We start from the raw sequence: 20,981 nt of genomic DNA, 5'->3' as shown, positions 1-20,981 counted from the left end.
TCCCGGGGGCCGCGGTCACGCTGGGGTGCTTGCTCAGAAGGCGGGGATGATCTCGCCGGCCGGCCAGGTCTCCTCGATGAAGGCCCGCACCTCGTCGGAGCGGAGCAGCCCGTCGAGTGCGACCAGGTCAGGGTCGTCGATGTCCTCGGAGCGCACTGCGACGAAGTTCGCGTAGGGGTTGCCCACGCCGTCCTCGATGAGCAGGGAGTCGGTGGCCGGGTTCAGGCCGCCCTCGAGGGCGAAGTTGCCGTTGATGACGGCCGCGTCCACGTCCTGCAGGGTGCGCACCAGCGAGGCCGCGTCGGCCTCGATGAACTCGAGGCCGAGTTCGTTCTCGTCGATGTCCGAGAGCCCCGCGGTCGCGGCGTCATCCACGCTGAGCGTGATCACGCCGGCCTGCGCGAGCAGGTCCAGGGCACGCCCCTGGTTGGCCGGGTCGTTCGGGACCCCGATCTGGCCCCCCTGGGGCAGGTCCGCGACGTCCGTCAGGGTCTCGGAGTAGAGGGCGAAGGGCTCGATGTGGACGCCCTCGAAGTGGTCGAAGTCGAAGCCCTGGGACTCGACCTGCTCCTCGAAGTAGGGCAGGTGCTGGAAGTAGTTCGCGTCCAGGTCGCCCTCGGAGAGTGCCGTGTTCGGCAGCACGTAGTCGTCGTAGGTGACGATCTCGAGGTCGAGGCCGGCGTCCGCGGCGAGGTTGTCCTGGACGAACTCCAGGATCTCGGCGTGCGGCGTCGGGGAGGCGCCGATGACGATGTGACCGTCCGACGCGGCGCTCTCGTCATCGCCGGATCCACCCGCGCCGTCGCCGCCGCCTCCGCAGGCGGCGAGGGTGAGCGCGGCCACGGTGAGGGTCGAGGCAGCCAGCAGGGTTCTACGCATGGGGGTGTCCCTTTCGGTGTGTTGTCGCTGGGGTCAGCGGGGATGGGTCAGCGGTGATCGACGAGCCGGGCGGCCCGGTCGCCGAGGAACTGGATGAGGAAGACGATCGCCAGGATGACGATGACCGCCGCGAACATCACGGCGGCGTCGAAACGTTGGTAGCCGTAGGTGATCGCGAGGAAGCCGAGGCCGCCGCCACCGACCGCGCCGGCCATCGCGGAGTAGCCGACCAGGGCGATCACGGTGACGGTGAACCCGGCGATCAGGGAGGGCAGCGCCTCGCGGACGATCACGCCCCCGGTCATCCGCAGCCGGGACGCGCCCACCATCAGGGCGGCCTCGATCTTGCCGGGGGCGACCTCCCGGGCGGAGGTCTCCACGAGCCGGGCGTAGAACGGCACGGCGCCCACGGCGAGGGGCAGTACCGCCGCCTGCCAGCCGAGCGGAGTGCCGACCACGGCCCGGGTCACCGGGATGAGCAGGATGATCAGGATGATGAACGGGATCGCCCGCCCGATGTTCACCACCGCGGACAGCGCCGCGTAGAGCACCGGGACCGGGCGGGTGCCACCCTTGCCGGTGGCGTGCAGCACGAGCCCGAGCGGCAGGCCGACGAGCGCGGTCCAGAAGGACGCGAACGCGACCATGCCGAGCGTCTCGAGCGTGGCCACGGGCAGCTTCTCGCTGATGGCGGGGTTGGCGAGGAATTCGTTCCACCAGTTCACGCGGCGTCGTCCTCGATGGCGAGGCCCGCGGCACGCAGGCGTCCGAGCACGGCCACGCGATCGCCGTCGGCCACGTCCAGGTGCCATCGGCCCACCCGCACCCCGCCCAGGGTCTCGATCGCGCCCGCGACGACGTGGGCGTCCGGCTCGGTTGCGATCGCGTGCATGGCGTGCGCGATCTGCGTCTGCGCGCCGCCGGCGCTCACCTGCACGAGTGCGCGCTGGTCGCCGACGCCCACGTCCGGCACCGGCACGAGCGCCTGGGACAGCGGCGAGCCGGGGCGGGTGACCACGTCTGCGAGCGGCCCGGACTCGACGATCCGGCCATCCGCGAGGAGGGTGGCGGCGTCGCAGACCTCGCGGACCACGGCCGTCTCGTGCGTGATGATCACGACCGTGATGCCGAGCCGGTCCCGCACATCGCGGATCAGTCGGAGGATCTGCCGGGTCGTCGTCGAGTCGAGTGCGGACGTGGGCTCGTCGCAGAGCAGCACCGCGGGCTCGGTCGCCAGCGCCCGGGCGATGCCGACCCGCTGCTTCTGACCGCCGGAGAGCTGCGCCGGGTAGGCGTCGCCGCGGTCGCCCAGCCCGACCAGGTCGAGGAGCTCCTGCACCCGGGTGGCGCGCTGCGCCCGGGGTACGCCGGCGATCGCGAGCGGGTAGGCGATGTTGGCCGCCGCGGTGCGGGCCTCGAACAGGTTGACGTGCTGGAACACCATCCCGATCCGGCGCCGGGCCTGCCGGAGCATGGCCTCACTGAGCGCGCTCACCTCCGCGCCGTCGACGATCACCGACCCCGTGGTTGGCCGCTCGAGGGCGGTCAGGCACCGGATCAGGGTGGACTTCCCGGCACCGGACTGGCCGACGATGCCGTGGATCTGTCCCTGGGGGATCTCGAGGCTGATGCCGTCTAGCGCCACGACCTCGCCGCTGCGGGTCGGGTAGACCTTCCGCAGGTCCTGCAGCGTGATCATGGCTGGCTCGTTTCGGTGGGGATGACGGCGGGCATCGAGTGTTTCGAGATGTTCCGGCGGCCGGGTCGGCGCGTCACTTCCGCACGCGCGAGCGCGACCGACGCCGCGTCGGGCCCATCGACGGTAACGGTCGCGCCGATCGGCTCGACGGGCGCCCGGAAATCGTCTCACCGGTCGAGACGGTGCGCATTCCCGCGGGCGACCGAACAGTGCTCCGGTGACCCTGGCGGAGGAGGACTTGAATCGCAGGATGCTGCGGGCCCGTGATGATGGACCAGGTCTACGCCGAGCCGCTGGACATCCCGGCCCTCGTGGCGGGAGAACGCATCGAGGAGCGTCGTCTTGCCGATGCCCCCGGGACCGTGCACGAACAGGATCCGGCTCGCCGAGGTGCCTGCGAGCGCGTCCGTGAACGACCGCAGTTCGGCAGCCCGGCCCACGAAGCCGAGCTCGCGGGTCCGGGCCAACGCCTCGGACAGCCGCTCCAGCTGTCCGAGCCCCGGCGGCTCGGCCGCACCCATGCGCTCAGGCCAGACCTCGCGCCGGCCGGGTACGAGCGGAACGCTGCGGGGCGCCGGCCCGGCAGTTCCGGTGCCGCCGGGACCGTAGGTCCTGCGTCAGGCGGGTTGCTGGGCGGGGACGCGACTGGGCACGTCCTCGCCGGGCACACCGGTCCGGCCGGTCGGCGCCTTCTCCCCCGCAGTGACGGCCAGGGCGAGGTGGTTGCCCTCGATCGGACGCGGGCAGGTGCCATGGTCGGTGAATGCGTACGGCAGGTTCACGGCGCGGTTCAGGTCAAGGGACGCGGTGCCTGTACTCGGGTCGCCGGTGACGCCGGCGATCCGCCATCCGGAACTCGTCACTCCTGAGGTCTCGTCGGTGAACAACACCGACCACGACTCCCCCGTGCCGACCGCGATCAGCCGGTGCTCGGCGCCGTCCCGGGTGAAGGAGACCTCCCCGACTGCGGAGGCCACCTGAGTCAGGCCGGGGGCGGCGGCGAGGACCGTGGTCGGCCGCGCCTGCGGGTAGGTCGTCGTGCTCACCGCGAGCACCCAGGACGGGTCGTAGGCATAGGTCGGCACGCCGTCGAAGCCGGCCAGGGTCGCCGAGCGCGGGTCCCGGACGCGCAGCGCGTACAGGCCCCCGCGCAGGATGACCTCAACGAGCACGTCGTCGGCGGTGAGCGCGAACCTCGCCGATTTGGCCTCGCCGACAACCACGTCGGCGACGCCGTCGAGCACTACGCCGGGTTGGCCGTCGGGACCGAGCACGCGGACGCCGTCCACGGCAGTTGCGCGCAGGTGCAAGCCGTCCTCGTCGGCCCACCAGGCGCCGGGCAGGCTCGGCAGGGCACGCTCCGCACGCGGCACCCAGAGGTAGTCCACCAGGGACAGCCAGCCGTGCTTGCCGCGCAGCTGCTCCTCGCGGGCGGTGTGCCAGTCCCGCCACTGCACGAGCGCCTCAGTGGCCTCGGTCGTGTCGGTCGAGCCGCTGGAACGGACGGGGTTGTCGGTGATGCTCACGGGGCTGCCTCCTATGGATGACGGGTACGAGGCCCATCCTCGGCGGGCGCCTCGGACGGTGGTCGACGGCGGCTGACGGTCCCGGATGTTGGCGAACCGGCGTCCACATCGTGGAAGTCCGGTCGCTCACCCGAGGGCAGCGGGCTCCTCGGACGGAGTGGCCCGAGCCGCGGCCAGGTCCGGCAGTGGCGTCCCCGCGGCCGCCGCGGCCCGGGTGATCCGCTCGCGCAGCTGCCCGGGCGCGTCGGCCGCGCGCGGGGCGGTGCAGGTTCCCTCCCGCGCGGCCAGCCGCCCGCCGATGTAGACGTCCTTGAGGTTGCGCAGCCCGCAGGCCATCACGTACGTGGCATAGACGTCCCAGACCGGCCCGGTGTCCGGCGCCGTGTGATCGACCACCAGGAAGTCCGCGAACTTGCCCACCTCGAGGCTGCCGACCCGGTCCGCCACCCCGAGCACCTCCGCCGATCCCAGCGTGTGCAGGCGCAGCACCTGCTGGGCCGACATCACCGCGGCGTCGTGGTGCAGGGCCCGCTGGGAGTACAGGCCGAGGCGCATGTTCCCGAACGGGTCGGAGATGTCGGTGCAGGCCTGGTCGTCCAGCCCCATCCCGACGCCGATCCCGGCCCGGGCGTACCGCACCACGTCCGCGACGCCCGAGGCCAGGCGCCCGTTCGAGGTCGGCTGCCACACCATCCGCCCGCCGGCCGCGGCCACGGCGTCGACCATCTCGTCGGTCGGGTGGATGAAGTGCCCGAACAGCAGGTCCGGCCCGAGCGCGCCGGCCCGGACGTACCAGTCGAACTTCGCCTGCTGCACGTCCAAGCCCTGCGCGGTCTCCACGAAGTGGGCCTGGTTCGTGATCCCGTGGGTGCGCATCGCGCGCGCCTCGACCTCGGCGGTCCTCGGGCCCGCGGCCCACTGGACGGCTCCCATCACGGACGCACCGAGGAACAGCTCCGGTGGGCTGTGCGTGCGGGCGGCGGCGACCATGTCCGCGAAGGTGGCGAGCACCTCGGCCTCTGGACCGGCCTCGTCGTCCAGGCGGATCGAGGCGATGGTGCGCAGCCCGGCGTCGGCTGCGCCGTCGAACTGGCGGGTGAGGTTCTCCGGCGGGTGCACCGCGGCGAGCACGTTGCGCGCTGTGGTGGGGTCGTAGCGCCAGGTGACCCGGGACTGGGTGAAGTTGTAGGCGCTGGTGATCCCGTTCGCGATGAAGTCCAGGGAGCCGTGCAGCGTGGACCAGTACATGTCCTCGGCGTCGGTGTGGGCGAACACGTCCATCATCGCGCCGACCCACGGGTAGAGCGTCGACTCCGGCGCGATCCCCCGCAGGCCGGAGGTGAACAGGTGCGAGTGCGCGGAGATGAAGCCGGGCGCCACGATCGCCCCACCGAGCGCGCGCACCTGGACACCCGGGGCGAGCAACGCCGTCGGGGCTTCGCCGGGACCGATCCCGCAGATCCGCCCGTCATGCCCCACCGCGAGCCAGCCCCGGAACCAGTCTGGCTCGCCCGGGCGCGGATCGGCCATCGGCAGGAGCAGGGCGTCGGTGAGCAGGAGCGAGGGGGTCATGACTCGAATGCTCCCGGCGAGACGTCACCGGGAAATTAACGGCGCGTCACGTGACCGAAACATCACGCCCCTACCGTGAATGTTGATGACATCAACATCCCGCCAAGCCCCGGGGAGCCTCTCCATGACCACCACCGCACCGCCCGGCACCGCCGTCACCGATGAGTTCCGCGCCGCCATGGCTGGCCTGGCCGCCGGGGTCTGCGTCATCACCACCACCGGCACGGACGGCAGCCCGAGCGGGCTGACGGTCTCCACCGGGTTCAGTGTCAGCGTGACGCCACCGGTGTTCGGGTTGTGCGTGGACGTCCGCTCCCGCACCCTGCCGGCCGTGCTCGAGCGCGGTGCCTTCGTCGCGAACGTGCTGCACGGGGGCGCGCAGGACGTCGCGACCCTGTTCGCGTCCCGCGCGACGGACAAGTTCGCGCGCACCCCGCACCGCTTCACCCCGGGCGGCCTGCCCTGGCTCGCCGAGCACAGCCTGCGCTCGGTCGAGTGCAGGATCGTCCAGACCGCCGACGCCGGGGACCACGTCATCATCCTCGGCGCCGTCGACGCGGTGCACGCCCCCGCCGTCGCCGGCGGTTCCGCCCTCGCCTACGTGGACCGGCGCTTCCACGCACTCCCGCGTTCCTGACCCCACCCCGCACCACCTACGAGAGGAACACCACCATGAGTGGAGCAGCACCCGTCATCCGCAAGCTCGCGGACACCCCGGCCTTCCTGATCGGCCCGGAGGACACGGTGAAGCTCGCCTGCCTGGCCGGACCGAAGGACGGCACGAACACCAGTGTGTTCCTGGAGGTCTGGGAGCCGGGCGGCGCCCAGCCGCTGAACTCGCACGAGGAGTCCGCCGAGATCTTCGTCGTCCTCAAGGGGCAGGCGCAGGCGCACAGCGACGAGGACGTGGTGACCCTCACCGCCGGCGACGTGCTGATCCTTCAGGAGGGCTCCGAGCACCGCATCATCAACACCTCGGAGACCGAGGACCTCTACACGATCACGATCATGTCCAACGACGGTGGCTTCGCGAAGCTCGTCACGGACGGCACCGAGGTCGCACTCACCGAGGCCGATCGCGCGGTGCTGTGCGCCGGCCTGCCGCAGGCGGTGTGAGCACCCTCCTCCAACCCCTCGACTGGAGTCCCGGGGGTGGCCGGTACCTCCCGGCCACCCCCGGGACGGTGCTGTGGGGTGAGCTGCCGTGCGCCGGCGACGACCCGGTGCTCACGATCGACCCCGGCGAGACCGTGGTGATCGACACCGTCTCCCACGAGGGCATCCTCGAGGACCAGGGCCGCGCCCCGGCCGCGTTCTTCGCCGGGCACGGCATCACCGAGGTGCTCCGGGACGCCCTCGCAGTGGCCGCCGAGGTACCCCACGACCCCGCGGTGCACGGCCCGCACGTGGTCACCGGGCCGATCCGGGTCCGGGGTGCCCGCCCGGGCGACGTGCTCTCGATGACCGTCCTGGACCTGCGGATGCGCGCCGACTACGGCATCGTCTCGAGCCGGCACGGGCGCGGCGCGCTGCCCGAGCAGTTCCCGCTCGAAGGCGCGCCGGTCACCTCGATCCTGGCCCGGGTCGAGCCGATGCCCGACGGCGGCGCTCGCCCGGGCGCGTCGTCACCGTGGCTGGTGGGCACCATGGCCGTCGGCCCGAGCGACGATCGGCGGGTCCGGTTCCCGCTCGCGCCCTTCCTCGGCACCATGGGCGTCGCCGTCGCGGGATCCGAGCGGGCCCACTCGGTGCCACCCGGCCGGCACGGCGGCAACATCGACGTCTCGCTGCTGACCGTCGGATCCACCCTGCACGTGCCGGTCCAGGTCGACGGTGCGCTCGCCTACGTCGGCGACCCGCACTACTCGCAGGGCGACGGCGAGGTCGCGCTCACCGCGTTCGAGGCGCCCCTGCGCGCGAGCGTACGGTTCGACGTCATCCCGGCTGCGCACCTGCCCCGCCCGGGCGAGCTCTGGGCGGAGACGCCCGACCTGCTCGTCCCGATCGGACTCGACCCGGACCTGAACGTGGCGATGCGCGCGGCCGTACGCTCCGCCGTCGCTCTCCTCACCGACCTGGGCATGCACCCGGCGCACGCGTACGCCTACCTGTCCGCCGCCGGTGACTTCGCCGTCTCGCAAGTGGTCGACCGGGTCCGCGGCGTGCACGGCAAGATCCGCAAGGCGGACCTGACCGACCTCGCCTGAACCCGCGCGACCCCGCCCAACCCCCTCTCCCTGACGCCGAGACAGAGCGTTCCGGGCGATCCAGCGGTGCGTGCACCGCTGGATCACCCGGAACGCTCTTGGTCGGCCAGGTCTATTTCGGGAGGTTGGCCCGCGGGGTGGGGTCGAAGACCGATGCCTCCACGATCGCCTGGGCGATCCGCTCGACGGCGGCCGTGAAGAGGATCTTGCCGGTGTCCGCGTCCGCGGTGGTCGGGTCGCCGATGTGGCCGTCCGGGCCGAAGTCGTCCGAGAGCCAGCCGAAGCTGACCGGCTTGCCGAACCCGATCAGCTCGTAGTCGGCGAGGTGCTCGGGCACGCGCCGCTCGGCGAGTTCCATGTGCACGAGCTCCGGGCGCAGGTGCAGCATCAGCGAGGTCTCGCTGTGCCCGCCGTGGATGCCGAGGCCGAGCTCATGCGGGTTCGCGACATCCCGGGCCTGGTCCGGTGGCACCGACAGGTGCGAGAAGAACGTGCGCAGCCCGAACCTGCGCCGGATCTCCCGGCACGCGACCTGGCCGAGCGCGGAGTTGCCGCCGTGACCGTTGACGAACATGAGCCGCGTGATCCCGGACGTCTGCAGGGACCGGCCGATGTCCACCAGGGTGGCCATGAGCGTCTCCCAGGTCAGCCAGATGGTGCCGGGCGCCCAGTGGTGCTCGTCGGACTTCGTGAAGGCGAGCCCGGGCAGCAGCACCACGCTCGCCGCGCCGGCCTCGGCGACCGAGGCGACCGCCGCCTCGGCCGCCTCGGTCGCGGTCACGTAGTCGGTGGAGACCGGCAGGTGCGGACCGTGCTGCTCGATCGCACCGAGCGGCAGCACCGCGACGGTGTCGGCGGGTAGCGCCTCGACCTCCCGGAAGGTCAGGTCGATGAACTTCGGCGCCGCCATCAGTTCGTCCCGATCGTGGAGCGGGTGTCCGGGCGGGCCAGCGCCGGGTCGAGCTTGCCGGGGTTCAGCAGGCCGCGTGGGTCGGTCCTCCTGGCGGTCTCGACCGCCAGGGCCACGTTCCGGTCGACGTACCACTGGTGCGGGGAGTGCACGCCGAGCCCGGCCGCCTCCAGGGCTGGGATTCCGGCCAGGACGTGAGCCTCGTCCACGTAGTCGCCGACCACCATCGCGAGCGGCCCGGTGCCCATCAGCTCCAGGTGCAAGCGGGTGTTCGGGTACACGGCGCGGATGGCGTCCGGGTCGTCCCAGAGCACGGTGCCACCGGTCTCCAGGTGGAAGCAGGGCGGATCTCCCTCGGCCTGCTGCCAGAAGTAGATCGGGTGGTTGTAGGACATCGAGGAGAGCTTGTCCGTCTCCGCGTAGTCCTCCAGCACCGCGACCACGAACCCACCCGCGGCCCGGATCCGGCGCTCGATCTCGGCGACCGTCGACGCCTCGGCGATCACCCGGAGGCTGTACCGCTCCGGATCCAGCGGCACCGAAGCCGGCAGCGTCGGCACCAGGGCCGGCTCGTCCGCGGAGGCGAGCCGGGGCAGCACCGGAAGGTCGAGCAGGCTCCGGTGCACGCCGACAAGGTCCGCGTAGCCGTCGAAGGCGGCGTAGATGGCCACCCAGTCCCGAGCCGGGTCGGTGCGCACCGTCGCCGACGTGATGACGCCGGTGACCCCGTACGTGTGGATGTAGGCCTGGGTGTCCTCGCCGCGCACCGTGAACGCGCGGGCGCTGCCGTCCATCGGGGCGATCGTCAGCGACTCCACGAACCCGTCCGTGGTGGTGCCCCTCTCGATGGTGCCGGTGCCGGCGCTGCCGCCACCGATGAAGCCGCCGATCGTGGACCCCTTGGTGGACGGGAACATCCAGATGTCGCGTCCGGCGGCCCGGCCGGCCACGTCCATCGCGGTGAGCTTCGCACCGGGACCGGCAGTGATGGTCTGCTCGCCCACGGCGATCGTGTCGAGGCCGCGCAGATCCAGCGTGACACCGCCCTCGAACGGGGTGAGCTGGCCGTAGTTGCCGGTGCCGGCGCCGCGGGGGGTGACCGGCACCCGGGCCTCGAGGGCCAGGGCCAGGACGACGGGCACCTCCTCCGGGACGTTCGGCCGGACCACGAGGTCCGCGAGGTACCGCCCGGCGGGGACCTTCTCCTGCAGGATCGGGGACATCCGGGACCAGTCCGAGGAGACCTTCCGGATCAGTTCGGGCTCCGTGGAGACCGCCCCCTCACCGAGCTCGAAGGTGAGGAGCTCGGCGAGGCGGTGCGACCTCTCAGCGACGCTGGGGATGGCGCTGATGGTCATCGGTTCAGTTCTCCATCGAGATCGAGGTGTCGATGAACTCGTTCGTGTACAGCTCGGCCGGGTCGATGTCCGTGACGGTGATCAGCCCCTGGGCCTCGAGCAACGGCACGAACGTGTCCACGATCGCCCGCATCCGCTCGGAGTCGAACTGACCGAACACCCCGGACGCCGGGTCGTCGGTCACGATGCCCTCGGAGACCTGCGCGGCGGCCGAGAATTCCGCGACGCCGAGCGAGTACGTCCAGGACAGGTCGTAGGCCTCGACGAGCTCGACGATCAGCTCGTTCGTCGGCCCTGGGTCGGCCAGGTAGTCGATCTGGGACTGCTGCATGATCGGCACCAGCTTGGCGAGGCAGTCGGAGAGCTCGTCGAGCTTGTCGGCACGGACCGCGAGCGGCTCCGGGTAGATGTTGTAGCCCACCTCGGCGAGCAGCTGGTAGGCCACCGGGCGACCCCACTCGGCGATCTCGTTCTCGTAGATGTACGGCTCCGCGGTGGCGAACCCCTGCTGGGTGATCGTCGTGTCGGAGACGAACCGGGCCGGCGTGCCCTCGTAGCTGGTGTCGGAGTTGGCCAGGTCGAAGGAGGTGGTCTCCGCGAGCAGTGTCGGGATCACGTCACCGGAGGTGACCACCACCGCACCCTGCGAGACGACCTCCTCGATGGTCGTGGCCCCCGGGTACGTGTCCGGGTCCCACATCAGGATCTGCGGGCTGACCGTCATCTGGGAGGCGACGGCGATCGTGGGCTGGGTCTCATAGCCGCTGATGGCGGTGTCGGTGTTCACGGCACCGAGGGTGATGTCGTCGTCCAGGTACATCAGCGCCGGCACCGACTGGAACCCGACGTTCGGCCCGCCGGGCCGCACCTCGATGTCCACGCCGGTGTCCACGCCGTCGACCACGAGGGACCCGGTGACGGACTTGGCGTCGGTGTCGATCGCGTAGTCGGAGCCGACGAGCTGGTACATGGCGCCGTGCTCGGCCTCGGGCTGCCAGTCCTGCTGCATGACCACGGTGGCCGGGCACACGTCGGACAGGTCGAGGGCGCTGCCCGCCTCAGCGACGGTGGCGTCGAGGTCGCCACCGGCGGTCGGGTCGTCGGCGGCGTCGGAGGAGCCGCCGCACGCGGTCAGGGCGAGCAGGCCCGCGGCGCTCAGGCCGGCGAGGGCGATCTTTCGGTTCATGACGTGGTTCTCCTCGGGTGGGGGTCGGGGTGAGGGGAGGTCAGCGCTTGAGGCCGTACCAGCGGCCGATGACGAGCCGGTCCAGCACGGCGAAGATGGTGAACACGAGCACGCCGAACACCGCGGTGAGGGCGATCGCGGTGAACAGGGCGTCCATCTGCAGGCGCAGCGTGTACGTGCGCAGCAGCCCGCCGATGCCGACGGGGCCCTGCTGGAAGAAGTAGTCGCCCACCATGGCGCCGATGACGCTCAGGCCGGCGGCGTTGCGCAGTCCGGTGAAGATCGACGGCAGCGCGGCGGGGAACTTCAGCTTGGTGAGCCGTTGCAGTGCGGTCGCCTTGTTCAGCGTGAACAGGTCATGGGCGGACGGCGACGCCGACTGCAGGCCGAACAGGGTGTTGGAGATCATCGGGAACAGGGCGATGATCACGCACACGATCACCCGCGCCGGGAAGCCGTACCCGAACCAGATCCCGATCAGCGGCACGAGCGCGAGGATCGGGATGGTCTGCATGATCACGGCGTACGGGTACAGGATCCGCTCCGCCCAGCCGGACGAGGACATCACCACTGCCCAGCCGATGCCAAGGACCACGGCGATGACGAGGCCGATCATCGCGACCACCATCGTCCGGCCGAGGGCCTCGAGCATCGGGGTCATCAGGGCGCTGTTCGTCAGGGCCCGGCTGAACACCTCGTGCGGCGGCGGGAGCAGGAACCGCTGGTCCTGCGGCAGCACGGCGAGTGAGACGAGGTACCAGATCGCGGCGATGCCGGCGAGGGCGAGCAGGATCGGGGCGGACTGCCGGATCGCCGAGCGCCACCACGGGGTGCTCTGGGCGCCGCTGTGGGCCTGTTCGGCGGTCTCGTCCGCGACGTCCGCCGCGGCTGCCGACTCGACGTCGGTCTCTGTGGGGAGCATGGGGGCGATGACCCTCTCTGTGATCTCCGCTCCGACGGCGTCGAGGGCTTCCCGCTCCGGCCCCGCCTCGGTCGTGGTGGTCTTCATGAGTGCTCTCCCAGTGCGGCCGAGACCTCGCCGGTGATGGCGCCGAACTCGGGTTCGTAACGCAGCTCGGGCGGTCGGGGGTAGTCCCAGGGGATCTTGATGTCCGCGACCACCCGGCCGGGCCGGCCGCTCATCACGATCACCCGGTTGGACAGGTACACGGCCTCGGAGACCGAGTGGGTGATGAACAGCCCGGCGAACTGCTTGAGCTGGAAGATCCGCTGCAGCTCGGTCTGCATGCGCAGCCGGGTGATCTCGTCGAGCGCACCGAACGGCTCGTCGAAGAGCGCGAGGTCGGGTTCGGTGACGAGGGCACGGGCGATCGACACACGCATCCGCATGCCGCCGGACAGTTGTCGCGGGAACTGTTGCTCGAAGCCGGTCAGGCCGACCAGGTCGAGCGCCTCCTGGGCACGGGCGCGACGATCGGAGGTCGGCACGCCGCGCAGCTCGCCAGTCAGTTCGACGTTGCGGATCGCGGACCGCCATTCCAGGAGGGCGGGTTCCTGGAACACGTAGCTGGTCGAGTGGGCGTTCACCTCGATGGTGCCGCCGGTCACGTGGTCGAGGCCCGAGGCCAGCCGCAGCAACGTGGACTTGCCACAGCCGGAGGGCCCGACGACGGAGACGAAGTCCCCGGCGGCCAGGTGCAGGTCGACGTCGGTCAGCGCGACGGTGCCGGTGTCGAATCTCTTCGAGACCCCCTCCATCACGAGGGTCCGGGTCATCGAGGCGGGTGGTGCGATCGTGGAAGCAGGTGCGGCCATTCGGTGTCACCTTTCGGATCGGTCGGGCGGGTCGGTCAGTGGAACAGGTCGAGGGAGCGGTTCATCCGGGTGTCGGCTACGACTCGTCCGCCGTGCAGCACCACCCGGGCGTCGGGGGTGCCGGCGAGCAGGTCGCCGAGGTCGCCGTCGGGGACGAGCATCAGGTCCGCCGCATGCCCGACGGCGGCGCCCACCTGGGGCAGTCCGAGTACCGTTCGCGCGCCGGAGGTCACGGCGGCGAGCGCCTCCTCGGCGCGTAGGTGGCCGGCGGTCATGAGCAGGGCGGTGGTCTCGAACGGGTCCGCCCGCCCGGCCGGGTTGAACGGGTCGCGCAGGTTGTCGGCGCCTGCGGCGAGCGGGATGCCCGCATCCAGGAGCGCCCGCATGGCGGTGAGCCCACGGGGGGCGAGGTGGGTGGCGTCCCAGCCCTGCAGGTAGAGGTTCGTGATCGGCAGGGTCACCACGCCGAGGCCGGCGCGGGCGACGAGTTCAAGGACGGCGGCGAGCCGCTCCGGCGGCAGGGATCCGAGGCGGACGCAGTGGCTGGCCGTGACCCGCTGCGTGAGGCCGCGGGCGAGGACCTGCTCGGCGAGGTCGACGATGTCGAGTTCGGGTGCGTCGGTCTGCTCGTCCGTGTGCAGGTCGACCGGGAGCCCGTGCCGTTCCGCGACGTCGAGCATGCGGGTGGTCTCGAAGTGCGGGTCGGGCGAGAGGTGCGGGCAGCCGCCGATCACGTCGACCCCGCGGGCGACGGCCTCCGCGATCGCCCAGTCCGGGGTCTCGGAACCGGCCAGGATGCAAACCTGCAGGGCGATCCGTCCGGATAGCTCCTCACGCAGGGCCAGCAGGGCGTCGACGCCGCGCATCGGGTCGCCCTCGGCGGGCATGTCCACGTGGGAGCGGATCGTGGTGATGCCGTTCGCGGCGTACCGGTGGACGGCCGCGAGCGCCCGCTCGTGCACGTCCGCCGTCGTGACCTTGGGCAGGAGCTCACGCCACGAGGCGACGGCCGAGACCAGGTCGTTGCCGGCGCCCGGGTCCATCCGTGGCGCGGTGAGCGCTTTGTCGAGGTGGGCGTGGGGCTCACTCGCGGCGGGCACGAACCGCCAGCCGGACGCGTCGAGGAGGGCTGCGCCGTCGGGCCTCGACGCCGGACCGGCGGCACCCACGGGCCGGACGCCAGTGATCCAGCCATCGGCGAGGGTGAGGTCGGCGAGCGTGCCGTCCGGCAGGCGCACCCCGAGGAGCGCGGCCACGGCGGTGCCGGCCAGGTGCGCCGGGGCACCCGGGGCGCCGACCGCGACGGTCGGCACCAGTCGCGCCGAATCCGTTGAGGTATCCGTGGTCATGGGGCCTCCGTGGGGGTGAGCAGGACGACGCCGTCGACGTCGTGACGGCAGGCGGACCCGCCGAGCAGGTCGTGGCCGGGCCGCCCGACGGAGCTGCCGGAGCGCACCGCCCGCGCGGCGGCGCCGACCCGCTCGACCGCGTCACCGGGCAGTTCGTGGCGCAGGTTGTGGGCGACCAGGACCCGGGCCGGCCGCAGCGCCGCGAGACGTTGCAGGGTGTTGTCGAAGGCGGCGACGTCCGCGCCCTCGCCATGCAGCCAGTGCGCGGCCGCGAGCACGGTGTCCCCGGCGAGCAGGGTGCCCGTGGCCTCGTCCCAGAGGGCGAGGCCGTCAGGGCTGTGCCCGGGGGTGTGCAGCACCAGCAGCGTGCGGCCCCCGAGGTCGATCGATTCGCCGTCGGCCAGGCGCCGGGTGGGTGGCACCGCACCGACCTGCCACCCGCCGAGGTCCGGGAGCGCGTGCATCCTGGGCAGGTCCCCGACGGCGAAGAAGGCGTTCTCGTCGAGGCGCCGGTAGGTCTCATGGTCGGCATGGACGGCGCTCATGGCGGCCGCGTACGCGGCCAGGTACGCGGGGTCGACGGCGTCGTGGCGGCCGGCCGGGTGAGCGCACAGGTCCTCGAGGTCGACCAGTGTCGCGTTCTCGACGAGGTCGGCGTTGCCGCCCCGGTGGTCGAGGTGGTCGTGGGAGTTGACGGCGAGCACCGGGAGGTCGGTGAGGGCGGCGACCGCTTCGCTGATCGACGCGATACCCATGCCGGTGTCGAACAGGAGCGCCCGCTCGGCACCGATGACGAGGAACGAGTTCACGTGCCCCGGCTCGGCGATCAGCACCACGCCGGCGCCGAGGTCACGGGTGTGGAACCAGTCGGCCGCGGGCGGCTCGTCGGCGGGGGCCCGGCCCGCGGTGATCTCGGCCTCGTGCACGGCGGTCATGGCCACCTCCTTGGCTCGTCGAGGAATGTTGATGTGAGTAACATCGAGAAACGTAGGCAGCGACTGTTTCCGAGACGTAACCGAACCGAACCGGGTGTGTGAACATGACCGCAGAGCAGGCGAAACGCCGTCCGAAGCGCCCGGCCGGCGCCGAACGGGAGGCGGATGTGCGGCTCGGCCAGGCGATCCGCGGGCTCCGTAAGGAGCGCTCGCTGACGCTGGTCCAGGTGGCCGCCGCGAGCGGGCTGTCCCACCCGTTCCTGTCCCAGTTGGAGCGTGGCCGGGCCCGCCCGTCGATGCGGTCGCTGTTCCAGATCGCGCAGGCCCTCGGCACCACCCAGCAGGCGTTGTTGTCCGCCGCGGCGGCGTCGTCGGCAGACGCGGTGGTGCGCGGCAGCGACGCCGACCTCGTGGACGTGCTGACCGGTGGCGCCCGGCTGCTCGTGCACGATCGCCACTTCGACGTCACGGAGTTCGTGAACTCACCGACGGAGTTCGCGGACTTCTTCCAGCACGACTCCCACGAGTTCCTGTACGTGGTGGCCGGGGCCATCGAGGTCGAGATCGTCGGTGACGGCGGCGCTCGCCTCGAGACGCTCGGCCCGCAGGACTCGGTCGGCTACCCGGGCCGCACCGAGCACCGGTTTCGTCAGGTCGGCCAGACCCCCAGCGTCGTCCTCGTCATCCACGCCGCCGAACCCGGCCACGCGTCCACCACCGATCTCCAGAAGGAACCCACAGCATGATCGAGACCCTCACCGGCAACCCGCTGGACGTCCTGGCCCGATGGGTCGCCGAGGCCGAGGCGGCCGGTGTCCCGATGCCGTCCACGATGACCCTGGCCACCGCCGACGCCGACGGGAGCCCGCATGCCCGCACGGTGCTGGTGACGGCGATCGACGATCACTCGCTCCGGTTCCACTCCTCCTCCCCCACGGCCAAGACCCGGGACCTGGCCGACAACCCGCGGGTGAGCGCAGTGTTCCACTGGCCGTCGCTCGGCCGGCAGGCCATCCTGACCGGTGCGGCGACCGAGCTCGACCGGGCGGTCACCACGGCCGCCTACCCGACCCGGCCCCGGCCGCTGCAGCTCGTCGCGTGGGCGTACGAGGACCTGACTCCCGCGCTGAGGGGACCCGACTACGAGGTCCCGGCGGGCGCCGTCGAGAAGGCCTTCGCGGCAGCGGCCGCACGGGACCCGCAGACCCTGCCCGCCCCCGCGAGCTGGACCACGATCGAGCTGAGGCCCTGCGGCGTGGACTTCTGGCAGGTGGGCACGGAGACGACCCCGGCCGCGAAGACCCGGTTCCGCTCCGACGGCGCCGGGTGGCGCAGCTTCCCCGTGCTGCCCTGAGCCGCCGGCGGTCCGAGGAAGGATGCCGCGCGGCGCCGTGTTTCGCGCAGGTAAGACCTTTGTGACGGATGTTCGTCCCATCAACACTCGTCGGTACGGTCGGACCGGGACCCCCCACCCCCGCTCGCTGCATTCCGTCCCCGCGCCGGCGGTGCCCGAACAAGGCCCCGAGTTGGTCGGTGCGACCGGCCAGGGGCCCGATCCGGCTCCGCTCGGTGACCCGGCCCTGCTCGAGGCGTTCTGGCGTTACGAGCGTGCTCTGATCGGCAACGACGTGCCTGAGCTGGACGCGCTGTTCGCACCCGGTGGGCGCACCCTGCGTGCGGATGCCGGCGCCGTTCTTGTCGGCCACGACCACATCGCGGCGTTCCGGGCCGGCCGGGGCGGGGTGCCGCACCGTCAGCTCACCCGGGTGCACCTACGCGCGCTCGCCGACGGCGTCGCCCTGCTCGTCGCCGAGAGTGTCCGCGCCGACGGCGGCACCGGAGTTCAGACCCAGGTGTGGGAACGTGGCGACGGCGGCTCCTGGCGGGTGAGCACGGCGCACGTGTCGACGGTGCCCGGGCCGGCCTTCGCCCCGGTGCCCGGCGCGGACGTCGACCCGACGATCTGGCGGGTGCCACCCGGGCCGGCCCCACTGCGGGCGGGGTCCCCCGGTGGCCCACTGACCGGCGCCCGGGTGGCCGTGAAGGACCTGTTCGCGGTCGCCGGCGAACGGATCGGGGCTGGCAACCCGACGTGGGTCGATGCCGCGCCGATCGAGGCGGTCGACGCCGCTGCCGTGCGTGCCCTGCTCGAGGCCGGCGCGGACGTCGCCGGGATCGCCCACACCGACGAGCTCGCGTTCTCCCTGGCCGGGGAGAACGTCCACTACGGCGCCCCGCCCAACCCGGCCGCACCCGGGCGGATCACCGGCGGGTCCACGAGCGGGCCCGCCGCTGCCGTCGCGGCGGGCGTCGCGGACATCGGTCTCGGCACCGACACCGCCGGCTCGATCCGGGTGCCGGCCTCGTACTGCGGCCTGTACGGTCTGCGCACCACCCACGACGCCGTCAGCCGGGACGGGCTCGTCGGGTTGGCGCCGTCGTTCGACACCGTCGGCGTACTCACCCGCGACGCCGCGACGCTGAGCCGCGCGGCGGGCGCGCTGCTGCCGCCGGCGACGGTGGTCCCGACCGAGACCATCGTCGTCGTCGACGAGCTCATGGGACTGGCCGAGCCCGACGCCCGCCTGGCCACGGAGGCAGCACTGCGTGCGCTCGCGTTGCGCGCCGGCGCCCGGGTGGAGGCGGCGGACCTCGACCCCGAACTGCTGGCCTCCTGGTTCGCCGCCTTCCGCACCGTCCAGCAGGCTCAGGCCTGGGCGACCCACCGGTCCTTCGTGCAGGGCCACGGCGACCGCCTCGACGCGGCCGTGGCCGCCCGGTTCCGTGCCGGTGCCGAGGTCGACGAGGAATTGCGCGAGAGCGCGACCGAGGTGCTGGCGGCGGCCCGCGATGCCCTCGTCGGGGCACTGCCCGACGGCGTCCTGCTCGCCCTGCCGTCCACCTCCTCGACGGCCCCGCCGGTCGGCGCGAAGGCGGCCGTGGTCGAGTCCACCCGGGCGGCGACCCTGCGGCTGACCTGCCTCGCCTCGCTCGCCGGGCTGCCACAGCTCAGCGTCCCGGCGGCACGGGTGGGCACCCTGCCCCTCGGACTCGGCCTCGTCGGTGGGCCCGGCGCGGACCGCTCCCTGCTCGCTCTGCTCACCCAGGAGGCCCGATGACGCTCACGGCGACCGACCGCCCACGCAACAGCTGGGGATTGTCTGCGTCCGCCGTCGACTTGCGCCGACCGGCCCGGCCCGAACGCCCGGTGACGATTCCCGCGCAGCCGCAGCGGCTCACCCTTGATCTGGCCAGCACCGCCGTGCTCGTGATCGACATGCAGAACGACTTCTGCCACCCGGACGGCTGGCTCGGCGGGATCGGCGTGGACGTCAGCGGTGCCGCCGCGCCGACCGGGGTCCTGTCCGGACTGCTGCCGGCGCTGCGCACGGCGGGTGTGCCGGTCGTGTGGGTGAACTGGGGCAACCGGCCGGATCTGGCGAACCTGCCGCCCGGGGTGCTGCACGTGTACGACGCCGACGGCACCGGCGGCGGGATCGGCTCCACCGACTCGCCGACCGGGTCCGCGGTGCTCCAGAAGGACTCGTGGGCGGCGGCCGTCGTGGACGGGCTCACTGCGGAGCCGGGCGACCTGCGGGTGGACAAGTACCGGATGAGCGGGTTCACCGACACCCCGCTGGACTCGATCCTGCGCAACCTTCGGGTGGACAGCCTGCTGCTGACCGGCGTGAACGCGGACCAGTGCGTGTTCGCGACGCTCATCGACGCCGCGAACCTCGGCTACGACGTGGTGATGCTCGAGGACGCGGTCGCCACCACCAGCCCCCAGTTCTGTCTGGACGCCACCGTGTACAACGTCCGGCAGTGCTTCGGCTTCACGGCGACCGGAGCCGACCTGCTCGCCGCGCTCGGCTCACCGGACCGTGAATCACCCACCGATCTGGAGCCGCGACCATGAGCACACCCACCTGGCTCGACCGACTGGCCGCACCGCAGCCCGACCCCGGTGGTGGCGCCGCCGCCGGCGCGCTGCTCGGCGTGGCGGCCGCGCTCGCCTCGATGGTGGCCGGGTACAGCACCGACTGGCCGAACGGACCCGCATCGATCACCGCGCTGCGTCGGCGCACCGAGGAGATCCGCGCGCGGGCGGCGGACCTGGTCGAGGCCGACGGGGCCGCCTCCGCCCGCTTCGCCGCCGCGTTCCGTCTGCCCGAGGCGAGCCCGGGGCAGCGCCGGGACCGGGACGCCGCGATCGTGGCGGCCTCGATCGCGGCGGCGCTGACCGCCGTCGAACTGGGCCGGGCCGGACTCGACCTGATGCCGGACCTCGCGGCGCTGGCCACCCACGGCAACCCGGTGGTGATCTCCGATCTCGGGGTCGCCGCCTCGACCCTGGCGGCAGCGCTGCGGGCGTCGGTGCTGATGATCGAGGTGGACCTGGCGTGCGCCGCCCGGGCCGGGGACAGCAACGGGGCCGGCCTACCCCTGCGCGCCGCGATCACCACGCTCGACGCGGCCGCGACCCGCGCCGAGGCGATGTCCGACCGGATCCGCGCGCGGGTGCGGGTCGAGCCCGAGAGCATGACGATCGTCGAACTGGCCCGCGCCTGACCCGTGCGACCCACCTAGGATCGGTTCATGCAGCCGATCCCGCGCTTCTGGGAGAAGGTGGTCGGGCCGGCCACCTCCGCCGACGGGACGCCGCTGCGGCTCACGATCTGGGGTTGGTCCACCACCTCGTTCGGCCACGCCCGTGAAGTCGCGAGCCGGCGTCTGACCGAGACCGTGGCACGGCTGGCGGCGGGAGCCCGGCCGGGCCGCTACTACCCGCGCATGCCGCTGCGGGAGCAGACCCTGCAGGAGTTCCACGGCGCCGATGGCACGCTCATCGCAGCGACCACCCGCAATCGCTACGGCGCCGAGGTCCTGAACACCGACCGGGTGCTGATCGCGGACGTGGACCTGCCCGCCGCGGCGTCCTTCGCACGAGCCGGCGGGTTCCTGCGCCGGATGTTCGGCGGGCCGCCCACGCCTGCGCCGGCAGGTGGTCCCGCGGACGTGGCTCTGGATCGGATCCGGGCGTTCGCCGCGACGAACCCGGCGCTCGGCGCGCACGTGTACCGGACCGCCGCCGGGCTCCGGGTGATCGTGACGGGCACCGCCGCGGCCCCGGACTCCCCGGAGGCCGAACGGATCCTGCACGAGCTCGCCTCGGATCCGGTCTACGTGACGCTGTGCGCGACCCACCGGACCTACCGGGCGCGGCTCACCCCGAAGCCGTGGCGCTGCGGTGCACCGCGCATCACGATCGCGTGGCCCTACCCCGACGCCGCGACGCAGGCTCGGACCGAGTCCTGGATCCAGATCTACCGGCAACGCTGCCGCGGCTACGCCACCTGCCACCTGGTCGAGCGCCTCGGCGCCACGCCGACGGCGGACGAGGGCCAGATCCTCGACGTCCATGACCGTGCCACCCTGGCCGGGCCGGGACTCGCCCTCGCCTGACGCCGGGCACGCGAACCGGGCACGGTCGTGTCGTTTTCGTCCAAGACCACGATGCCGACCGTTCCTACACTGGTGCGCGGCCGCTTCGCTGGTGCGTCAACCTGACGCCCGCGTCGCC

Annotated in this window: 22 protein-coding genes; 9 read left to right on the top strand and 13 right to left on the bottom strand. The window is 72.4% G+C overall.

From position 1 onward, the window contains the following. Positions 1 to 33 precede the first annotated feature (33 nt). From HALOF300_RS12395 to HALOF300_RS12370, 6 genes are all read right to left on the bottom strand, one after another. Positions 34 to 879: a MetQ/NlpA family ABC transporter substrate-binding protein gene (locus HALOF300_RS12395; protein WP_156741248.1), complete on the bottom strand. Its 846-nt coding sequence runs from the start codon at positions 877 to 879 to the stop codon at positions 34 to 36. Positions 880 to 926: 47 nt separating this feature from the next. Beyond that, the gene (locus HALOF300_RS12390) at positions 927 to 1,604 is read right to left on the bottom strand and encodes a methionine ABC transporter permease (RefSeq protein ID WP_231955292.1); all 678 of its coding nucleotides are present in this window, start codon (positions 1,602 to 1,604) and stop codon (positions 927 to 929) included. Continuing rightward, positions 1,601 to 2,578, bottom strand: coding sequence for a methionine ABC transporter ATP-binding protein (locus HALOF300_RS12385; RefSeq protein ID WP_156741246.1), 978 nt, complete (start codon positions 2,576 to 2,578; stop codon positions 1,601 to 1,603). The genes HALOF300_RS12390 and HALOF300_RS12385 overlap by 4 nt, the downstream gene beginning before the upstream one ends. 167 nt (positions 2,579 to 2,745) lie before the next feature. Beyond that, positions 2,746 to 3,099, bottom strand: a complete 354-nt coding sequence (locus HALOF300_RS12380) for an ATP-binding protein (protein WP_156741245.1) — start codon at positions 3,097 to 3,099, stop codon at positions 2,746 to 2,748. Between the two features lie 96 nt (positions 3,100 to 3,195). After that, positions 3,196 to 4,104 (bottom strand): DUF1684 domain-containing protein, encoded by a 909-nt coding sequence (locus HALOF300_RS12375; protein WP_197522518.1) that lies wholly within the window; start codon positions 4,102 to 4,104, stop codon positions 3,196 to 3,198. Between the two features lie 126 nt (positions 4,105 to 4,230). Then, on the bottom strand, positions 4,231 to 5,676 hold the full coding sequence (locus HALOF300_RS12370; protein WP_156741243.1) for an amidohydrolase family protein: 1,446 nt from the start codon (positions 5,674 to 5,676) through the stop codon (positions 4,231 to 4,233). 124 nt (positions 5,677 to 5,800) lie between these two features. Here HALOF300_RS12370 and HALOF300_RS12365 point away from each other — a divergent pair, with 124 nt between their 5' ends. From HALOF300_RS12365 to HALOF300_RS12355, 3 genes are read left to right on the top strand one after another with little or no spacing between them, the layout of a single operon-like run. Further along, positions 5,801 to 6,313: a flavin reductase family protein gene (locus tag HALOF300_RS12365; RefSeq protein ID WP_197522517.1), complete on the top strand. Its 513-nt coding sequence runs from the start codon at positions 5,801 to 5,803 to the stop codon at positions 6,311 to 6,313. 35 nt (positions 6,314 to 6,348) lie between these two features. Beyond that, positions 6,349 to 6,792, top strand: coding sequence for a cupin domain-containing protein (locus HALOF300_RS12360; RefSeq protein WP_156741241.1), 444 nt, complete (start codon positions 6,349 to 6,351; stop codon positions 6,790 to 6,792). Continuing rightward, positions 6,789 to 7,883, top strand: a complete 1,095-nt coding sequence (locus HALOF300_RS12355; protein ID WP_156741240.1) for an acetamidase/formamidase family protein — start codon at positions 6,789 to 6,791, stop codon at positions 7,881 to 7,883. Before HALOF300_RS12360 ends, HALOF300_RS12355 begins: the two co-directional genes overlap by 4 nt. A gap of 112 nt (positions 7,884 to 7,995) precedes the next feature. Here the strand turns inward: HALOF300_RS12355 and HALOF300_RS12350 are convergent, their stop codons facing one another. From HALOF300_RS12350 to HALOF300_RS12320, 7 genes are read right to left on the bottom strand one after another with little or no spacing between them, the layout of a single operon-like run. Beyond that, the gene (locus HALOF300_RS12350) at positions 7,996 to 8,793 is read right to left on the bottom strand and encodes a creatininase family protein (protein ID WP_156741239.1); all 798 of its coding nucleotides are present in this window, start codon (positions 8,791 to 8,793) and stop codon (positions 7,996 to 7,998) included. After that, complete coding sequence (locus tag HALOF300_RS12345) at positions 8,793 to 10,151, bottom strand: FAD-binding oxidoreductase (protein ID WP_156741238.1); 1,359 nt, start codon at positions 10,149 to 10,151, stop codon at positions 8,793 to 8,795. Before HALOF300_RS12345 ends, HALOF300_RS12350 begins: the two co-directional genes overlap by 1 nt. A 4-nt stretch (positions 10,152 to 10,155) precedes the next feature. After that, on the bottom strand, positions 10,156 to 11,337 hold the full coding sequence (locus HALOF300_RS12340; RefSeq protein ID WP_156741237.1) for a hypothetical protein: 1,182 nt from the start codon (positions 11,335 to 11,337) through the stop codon (positions 10,156 to 10,158). A 40-nt stretch (positions 11,338 to 11,377) separates the two neighbouring features. Further along, positions 11,378 to 12,346 carry an ABC transporter permease gene (locus HALOF300_RS12335; RefSeq protein WP_231955289.1) on the bottom strand — a complete coding sequence of 323 codons (969 nt, stop codon included), beginning with the start codon at positions 12,344 to 12,346 and terminating at the stop codon, positions 11,378 to 11,380. Then, the gene (locus tag HALOF300_RS12330) at positions 12,343 to 13,113 is read right to left on the bottom strand and encodes an ABC transporter ATP-binding protein (protein ID WP_156741236.1); all 771 of its coding nucleotides are present in this window, start codon (positions 13,111 to 13,113) and stop codon (positions 12,343 to 12,345) included. Before HALOF300_RS12330 ends, HALOF300_RS12335 begins: the two co-directional genes overlap by 4 nt. Before the next feature lie 35 nt (positions 13,114 to 13,148). After that, positions 13,149 to 14,462 carry an amidohydrolase family protein gene (locus tag HALOF300_RS12325; protein WP_156741235.1) on the bottom strand — a complete coding sequence of 438 codons (1,314 nt, stop codon included), beginning with the start codon at positions 14,460 to 14,462 and terminating at the stop codon, positions 13,149 to 13,151. Then, entirely contained in the window at positions 14,459 to 15,397 is a 939-nt protein-coding gene (locus HALOF300_RS12320; RefSeq protein WP_156741234.1) for an MBL fold metallo-hydrolase, read from the bottom strand. The genes HALOF300_RS12325 and HALOF300_RS12320 overlap by 4 nt, the downstream gene beginning before the upstream one ends. A 104-nt stretch (positions 15,398 to 15,501) precedes the next feature. On the opposite strand from HALOF300_RS12320, the gene HALOF300_RS12315 reads away from it, so the two are divergent. The 6 genes from HALOF300_RS12315 to HALOF300_RS12290 all read left to right on the top strand — a co-directional run bounded on the left by HALOF300_RS12315 (position 15,502) and on the right by HALOF300_RS12290 (position 20,863). After that, positions 15,502 to 16,143 (top strand): helix-turn-helix domain-containing protein, encoded by a 642-nt coding sequence (locus HALOF300_RS12315; RefSeq protein WP_156741233.1) that lies wholly within the window; start codon positions 15,502 to 15,504, stop codon positions 16,141 to 16,143. Beyond that, on the top strand, positions 16,140 to 16,751 hold the full coding sequence (locus tag HALOF300_RS12310; RefSeq protein ID WP_156741232.1) for a pyridoxine/pyridoxamine 5'-phosphate oxidase: 612 nt from the start codon (positions 16,140 to 16,142) through the stop codon (positions 16,749 to 16,751). The genes HALOF300_RS12315 and HALOF300_RS12310 overlap by 4 nt, the downstream gene beginning before the upstream one ends. A 151-nt stretch (positions 16,752 to 16,902) precedes the next feature. Beyond that, positions 16,903 to 18,516: an AtzH-like domain-containing protein gene (locus HALOF300_RS12305; protein WP_231955287.1), complete on the top strand. Its 1,614-nt coding sequence runs from the start codon at positions 16,903 to 16,905 to the stop codon at positions 18,514 to 18,516. Next, a complete protein-coding gene (locus tag HALOF300_RS12300) occupies positions 18,513 to 19,316 on the top strand; it encodes a cysteine hydrolase family protein (RefSeq protein ID WP_156741230.1) in 804 nt (267 codons plus the stop codon). The genes HALOF300_RS12305 and HALOF300_RS12300 overlap by 4 nt, the downstream gene beginning before the upstream one ends. Beyond that, entirely contained in the window at positions 19,313 to 19,969 is a 657-nt protein-coding gene (locus HALOF300_RS12295; RefSeq protein WP_156741229.1) for a cyclodeaminase/cyclohydrolase family protein, read from the top strand. The genes HALOF300_RS12300 and HALOF300_RS12295 overlap by 4 nt, the downstream gene beginning before the upstream one ends. A gap of 27 nt (positions 19,970 to 19,996) precedes the next feature. After that, a complete protein-coding gene (locus HALOF300_RS12290) occupies positions 19,997 to 20,863 on the top strand; it encodes a hypothetical protein (protein ID WP_156741228.1) in 867 nt (288 codons plus the stop codon). Positions 20,864 to 20,981: the final 118 nt, after the last annotated feature.

This window comes from Occultella aeris, assembly GCF_902703175.1.
GTDB lineage: Bacteria > Actinomycetota > Actinomycetes > Actinomycetales > Beutenbergiaceae > Occultella > Occultella aeris.
Note: the sequence above shows the minus strand (reverse complement) of the source record. Positions and strands in the feature narration are given on the sequence as shown.